Origin of the sequence: Bradyrhizobium sp. 197, assembly GCF_023073375.1 — a bacterium.
Lineage (GTDB): Bacteria > Pseudomonadota > Alphaproteobacteria > Rhizobiales > Xanthobacteraceae > Bradyrhizobium.
Genome location: NZ_JADPJJ010000034.1, coordinates 23,251 through 29,370, shown reverse-complemented (window position 1 = coordinate 29,370; position 6,120 = coordinate 23,251). Strand labels below are relative to the sequence as shown.

The 6,120-nt window shown below is 58.5% G+C and carries 6 protein-coding genes and 1 pseudogene; 1 reads left to right on the top strand and 6 read right to left on the bottom strand.

All coding sequences use genetic code 11. The features are described from left to right. A partial coding sequence (locus IVB27_RS08930; protein ID WP_247442973.1) for a transposase occupies positions 1–227 on the top strand: 227 nt, incomplete at its 5' end. Positions 228–371: 144 nt separating this feature from the next. Here the strand turns inward: IVB27_RS08930 and IVB27_RS08925 are convergent. The 6 genes and pseudogenes from IVB27_RS08925 to pabB all read right to left on the bottom strand — a co-directional run. Further along, positions 372–685: pseudogene (locus IVB27_RS08925) on the bottom strand (transposase); the annotation flags it as partial. 307 nt (positions 686–992) lie between these two features. Next, the gene (locus IVB27_RS08920; protein ID WP_247348849.1) at positions 993–2,183 is read right to left on the bottom strand and encodes an MFS transporter; all 1,191 of its coding nucleotides are present in this window, start codon (positions 2,181–2,183) and stop codon (positions 993–995) included. A 26-nt stretch (positions 2,184–2,209) separates the two neighbouring features. Next, positions 2,210–2,788, bottom strand: coding sequence for a hypothetical protein (locus IVB27_RS08915; RefSeq protein ID WP_018458978.1), 579 nt, complete (start codon positions 2,786–2,788; stop codon positions 2,210–2,212). Further along, entirely contained in the window at positions 2,788–3,099 is a 312-nt protein-coding gene (locus tag IVB27_RS08910; RefSeq protein ID WP_247294229.1) for a chorismate mutase, read from the bottom strand. The genes IVB27_RS08915 and IVB27_RS08910 overlap by 1 nt, the downstream gene beginning before the upstream one ends. After that, positions 3,096–4,004 (bottom strand): arginase family protein, encoded by a 909-nt coding sequence (locus IVB27_RS08905; RefSeq protein ID WP_247442976.1) that lies wholly within the window; start codon positions 4,002–4,004, stop codon positions 3,096–3,098. Before IVB27_RS08905 ends, IVB27_RS08910 begins: the two co-directional genes overlap by 4 nt. Positions 4,005–4,093: 89 nt before the next feature. Beyond that, the gene (pabB, locus tag IVB27_RS08900; protein WP_247442972.1) at positions 4,094–6,118 is read right to left on the bottom strand and encodes an aminodeoxychorismate synthase component I; all 2,025 of its coding nucleotides are present in this window, start codon (positions 6,116–6,118) and stop codon (positions 4,094–4,096) included. Between the last annotated feature and the right edge of the window lie 2 nt (positions 6,119–6,120).

Here is a 6,120-nt window from a genome sequence, read left to right as displayed (position 1 = left end):
ATGAGATGCCGCTCGAACCTTGGATTGAGGAATCCAAGCGGAGCCTCATTGCCTCGTTCGCGAATGGCATTGCCAACGATAAGGGCGCGGTGCACGCGGCAATCACGCAACCATGGTCCAATGGCCAAGTGGAAGCTCAGATCACCAAGCTCAAGCTGGTCAAACGGCAGATGTACGGGCGCGCTAAGCTCGATCTCCTTCAGGCAAGGCTGATTGGCGCGCCATAAAAACAATCACGATCATCGAATATGCGTCAGAGCCCCAGTCGAACGCCGATTGACACCTATGCTTGAGGTCGGCCTGGTCGCCGCGTTTCGACTTGTAGACGTACAGTGCACGATCGATACCTTCCAGTCGCTGCGCAACTTGTCGACAAGTTCGCGCTTGCGGCCAGGCCTCAGAGCTTTTTTGAGAGCACGTCCTGCAGCATGGCCTTGTCCAAAGACAGGTCGGCGACGATCCGCTTCAGCTTGGCGTTCTCTTCCTCGAGCTGACGCAGCCGCCTCATCTCGGACGGCATGAGTCCTGCATATTTCTTGCGCCAATCATAGAAGGTGGCGTCGCTGATCCCGGCCTTGCGGCAGACTTCGGCCACCGGCGCACCGTCTTCCGCCTGCTTCAAAACAAATGCGATTTGGGCCTCGCTGAACTTCGATGCTTCATGGAGCTCTCCTCGTCCCGACACGGGATCATAATTGGAAATTCCAGTTCAGACTGGCCTCATTTGGCGGGAGCAGGTCAACTGCACTTAGCAGGTGAGGTAAAGCTGAGCGCAATGCCGCGTGAGCAAGAGCGAATCAGGGCGAGCGAAGCGGGCGCACGAGAGTCATCTGGCATGAGCCAGATGGATGGCTGACAAGCGCTATCGACCACGTGCTGCATGGTGATGTCCATAGTCTAGACTGACGAAGGGCGTATGCGGCTTGCTCCGCGCTTGACCAAGCAGACCCGACAAGCATCCTGGTGGTCGATCGTGCTCGATTTCATCCCGTTCATGCCGCATTCGCAGCTTCCGCAGGCGCTGCATCACGCATGAAGGCAACAGCCAGCCCGACGCCGATGAGACCAATCAGGATGGACGCCACGGCCAGCGATGTGACTCCGCTGATCTCGACGAGGATGCCGCCGAGAAAAGCGCCGATGGCGATCCCTGCGAAGGTAGTCGAGCTGTTCATTGCCAGGACCAGCTTCGACCTATCCCCGGCTAGGCCGAGGAGCCGGTGCTGGATCGGCACCAGATACATGTAGCTGACGTTGCCCCAAAGGAAGGCGAAGAGCACGGTGAGGGCACCATGGTGTCCAAATGCAACCAAACCTACGAGCAGGATTAGCTGTGCGCCTATGGCTGCGATGAGGACTTTATAGGGGCCGAAACGGTCAGTCAGAACGCCACACGCTGCGTTTCCCGTCACGGCTCCGAAACCGTAGGCAAAGAGCGCGGCCGAGAGCAGCGGAACCCCGGCAAGCAGAAAACCGGTGATGAAGACGCTCACATAGGAATAAACGATGAACTCGGAAACAACGACGAATAGTGTCACGGAAAGGATACCGTAGATGATTTTGGAGAATTCTTTGGAGGTCGGTCCGTTTCCGCGCTCCGGCATCTTGGCAGGGATTCCAGACATCATCGGGGCGAAGATCATCAATGCGAGAAGCCCGGCAATGACGACGAAACCGAATGCGAAGCGCCAGCCGATAGCACCTGCGATCCAGCTGGTGGCCGGGACGCCAGCAACCTGTGAAACGGTCATGCCGCCGAAGATGAGGGACAACGCGAAACCTTTGCGGGTAGGCGGCAGGAGCTCGGCGGTTAGTGCGGTAGCCGCCGGGGTGAACATCGCCGCGCCGTAGGCCGAAATGACGCGACCAGCAGCAAGAATTAGGAAGTTCGGCGCGACCGCGCAGATCAGGTTACCGATGATGAAGATCGAAACGGACAGGATTTGGACATTGCGACGGCTCATGGCCTTGAACATCCAGGCATTCAGCGGCGCGAAGACAGCGTAGCAGAGTGCGTAGATCGAAATGATCCAGCCCGCCGCGCCGGTTGAAATCCCGAGGTCACGAGAGATCACATCGAGCGCCCCAATGATGACAAATGTGTCCAGGCCGATAGCGAAGGCGGCGATGGTCAGAGCGGCAATGACGAGCTTCGTTCGCGCGTCAGGAGGGGAGGAGGTCATGACGGTGCTCGTTCAGGTTCGTGTGTTCAAGGCAGCACGTCATGCAACTCAGGATAGGGGCTGGCGATGATCGTGTCGGAGTAGCGAGGGCGGGGACCGTACAATAGCCAGGTCGTCACCACCTCGCCAATCTCCTGCATGATCTCGAGCTTTTCGGGATGTTCGAGCGCCGATCTGCTGTAAGCAACGCCCGCATCATACACGCCTTCGAGAAGTTTTTTCTCTACAACCGGCTTTGTCGTTTCGAAAATCAGCTCATTCCAAGCATTCTTGTCGATATACCCCATCGTTGGCTCGGGGAGACCCAGCGACCGAGGCTCCTTTACGTCCTTGCGTTTGACGACCGCGATGCTCTGGGTGGGCAATATGAAGGTGTCGACGACCTGCAGACGGTCGCGGAATTTCTCGGTCACGAGATGGACATTCAGGTGCGCGCTGCATTGGAGGACATAGCTGTCGCCGCGATCTGCGGCCTCGGCCGCGGCAGCCACGAGATCGTCGACGAGTATGATGTCTTGCGGCTCGATCCCTTGGAACTCGAGATATTTCAAGGTCGCATGATGGTGACAGCTTCTCGCTGGGCCGAGCGTGTAGATGCGGACCATCAGGAGACGTCCATCTGCTCGTCTATGATCATGGCTTCGAGCTCGCAGGCTTCTCCTATGATCAGCGAATAAAGATCTTCAGTGAATTCCCTGCGCAGGCCGCGTTCCGCCCCAATCTCGGCGCAACGCGCCTTTACCTCTGTAACGCGATCGGGTTGCATCATCGCGATCCCGCGTTCCTTCTTGTAGCGTGCAACCTCAGCGCAGACGGAAAGCCTCCGGCTGAGGATGTCCACCAGTTGTTTGTCCAGCTTGTTGATGATCTCCCGAAATGGAAGAAGGCCCGCGTCGGGGGTGAAGGTATCAGTCATGCATGGCTCCTGCCCATTTCCTGCATTCCAAGTCGCAGGCCGGCGGCTAGATGCTTGGCGCAGGCCGACAACGTGTCCAGCCGGTAGCCGCCCTCCTGTACGAAGCAGATCGGCTTGCCGATCGAGGCCAATGCCAGGCCGATCTCTCGGTAGATTTCTGGCGGAAGTGTCCAACCACCATGCGGATCTCCGACGACGATATCGAACCCCAAGCTGACAACCAGAACGTCCAGCGTGGCGGCCCAGTCGGATTCCAAGAGCCCGCGAAGCGCCGATGTGTATGCTGCCGGGCTCGGATCGGTCGGAAATTCAAGATACCTGTGGCTGTCGAGTGCTGGTTGAAGTTGCGGGATCCAGGGGAAATTGACGTCAGTCCGGGCGTGCAGGCTGGCGAATCCGATATCCGGGTGTGTGCTCAGCACATCGCTTGTTCCATTGCCAGGGTGGAAATCGAGGTCGAGGATCGCCAGCTTGCGGAAGCCCGATGCGCGCAGGCTCAGCGCCGCGACTCCGACGTTGTTCAGCAAACAATACCCACCCATGAAGCTGCGCCCAGCATGGTGCCCTGGCGGCCGACATAGTGCGTAACTTACTAGAGTTCGCTTCGAGGCGATTGTGGTCGCGGCTGCGAAGCCGGTAGCGGCGGACAAAAGGGCGCGCTGATATATCCCCGCGTCGACGGATGTGTTTTGCGGCACACCGGGCGCGGTATATCTTCTAGCAAGCTCGGTGATCTCTGGCTCTTGTGGATGTGGCCCGAAGCGGAGTGCCTCAAGGTAGCCCGGATCATGAAGGCTGCCCAGGATCGATACGACCTCGTCCGTGACGGTCTCAGGGGTCGAGATAAATTGGACACCAGGCGAGCTTTCCAATCCGCTTCGGATCTCGTTGATTCGATCCCCCACTTCCCTTGAAGGCTTACTCGTCCCCGTCGCATCGGCGATAAGGCCCCCAGGGCTAGGTGAGACCGGCGTCGTGTGTACGGTTAGCCAGTTCACAGAAGCCTCCTTCGTCGCCGTTCTCCCGCCGATCCGAAGCCCATGCTTTCATAGAATGCGACGAGCCTCTCGGCGCCGGAACGGTCGGTCGAGGGAAGAGACACTTCGACCATGGGCCAGCCCCGCACCCGCGCCTCGCCATCCAGGGCGGCCAGAAGCCGTCTCCCACTTTGAGCCGAGCGATAGCGGGGATCGACCCAGAGCTCCTGCAGGATGCCATAGTGGCCTGAAGCCCTTACTGCGGTGACCTGGGAGACGACAGCAATGCCGATCACTTCGGCTGCCGGCACATCCTCCATTATCAGGGCGAAGCCGAGCCGCGAATCCATCGCGATTTGCCCAGCAGCGCTGACCGCCGTCTGCCGGTCGAATTGCGGCCCCGGTCCTCCGAGCTCCGTGAGAAGCCTTCCCACGCATTGTGCAATCGTGTCCCTGTCCTGGAATGTCGCCAGACGGACACGATGTGCAGAATCGGGTACTGTTTCCGCGCCTGCATCATCGTCTGGGCCATCGATCGCCACGTCATGATCTGGGTTGCCTGTCATGGCCTCGGCAATCGCACGGATCGGCTGGCGCGCCTTGAGGAGAATCTCTTCGAACTCCGCCTTGGGGTCAGACAACGCGACGATGGCCCCGCCGCAACCGATACTCAGTTGGCGTCCCCGGCAGACGATCGTTCGGATGACGATATTCAGATCAAGCTGGCCGCACAGAGACAGATAACCGATCGCCCCCGAATAGATACCTCTCGGCGCTTGTTCCAGTTCATCGAGGAGTTTTAGGGTTCGAATCTTAGGTGCGCCCGTCATCGACCCGCCTGGAAAACACGCAGAAATGCAGGGGATGATATCGTCAGGCGACACCAGTTCGCCACGAATGGTGCTGACCAGCTGGTGTACGGTCTTGTAGCTTTCGATGTGCATGAGGCTTGGCACATGAACGCTTCCGGTGCGGCAGATGCGGCCGAGATCATTCCGCATCAGGTCCACGATCATGAGATTTTCGGCCCGGCTCTTTTCGTCCAGACGCAATTCTTCTGCGATCCGCTCATCTTCGGCTGGGACCTCATGTCGAGCCGCAGTGCCCTTAATGGGCTTGGTCTCGACAATGAGGTTGCGATCGATCTTGAGGAATCGCTCCGGGGACGAGCAGGCAACACAGAGATCTCCAAGTCTGAGGAAAGCCGAGTAAGGGGCCGGGTTTCTCCGCCTTAGGACCCGATACAGATCAAGCGGGTCGATCTCTGCCGCAACAGTAATCTCGTTTGTCAGGCAGACCTCGTAAGTCTCGCCGGCGCGGATCTCGGAAAGGCATCTTTCGATTTGTTCTAGGTACCGGGCTCGCCCCTGACGAAGCTTGAACTGAAGCGGAGCGCTTTTTGCGTTTGGTGACGATGGGGTAGTGCTGGGGGCTGCTTCGATGCGCCGAATGTCACGTTCGTTCTTGCTGATCCAAAGGGCGACCTCGTCAGCCAATGCGGCCTCGGCTTTGGGGTAGAGTGCGACGATATGGATGCTGCCATTCTCATGATCGAAGGCGAGGAATCTTGTGCAGAAGATGAAGGTTGCATCTGGACATTTAGAGGGTGGGGAGCTGACGCCGCAGGTGAGAGATTTCAGTTCGTAACCGAAATAGCCCACGTGGCCCCCTTTAAAGGGAATATCTGGCACGTCGCCCTCATCCTGCAGCTTGCAGGTGGCATGGTTATCGGCGAGGAACTTGAAAATCGATCCGGAGATGGTCAGCTGGGGCGCCTGGCCGTCGCGAGTAATCTCGATTTCCTGTCGAGACGCATCGTAGGATGCAAGATAGCTGCCCGGTCCGCCAAGCCCTCCTATGAACGACCAACGCGACAGCCCGGGCACCAGCATACTGCTGTCCAGCCAGAAAGCAGGCTGTGTACCCCGGAAGAGGTGCACGAATACATCCTCAGCGCTGGCTCTGCATGAGATCGTCGAACTTCTCGCGTCATACTTGGTCGTTTCGAAGGGAAAGTCGCTAAGGCGGGGCATGCCCAGCATGA

Bases quoted from the DNA above. Each gene is read 5' to 3' on its own strand.
- IVB27_RS08920 (WP_247348849.1), bottom strand. From the start codon at position 2,183: ATGACCTCCTCCCCTCCTGACGCGCGAACGAAGCTCGTCATTGCCGCT.
- IVB27_RS08915 (WP_018458978.1), bottom strand. From the start codon at position 2,788: ATGGTCCGCATCTACACGCTCGGCCCAGCGAGAAGCTGTCACCATCAT.
- IVB27_RS08910 (WP_247294229.1), bottom strand. From the start codon at position 3,099: ATGACTGATACCTTCACCCCCGACGCGGGCCTTCTTCCATTTCGGGAG.
- pabB (WP_247442972.1), bottom strand. From the start codon at position 6,118: ATGCTGGGCATGCCCCGCCTTAGCGACTTTCCCTTCGAAACGACCAAG.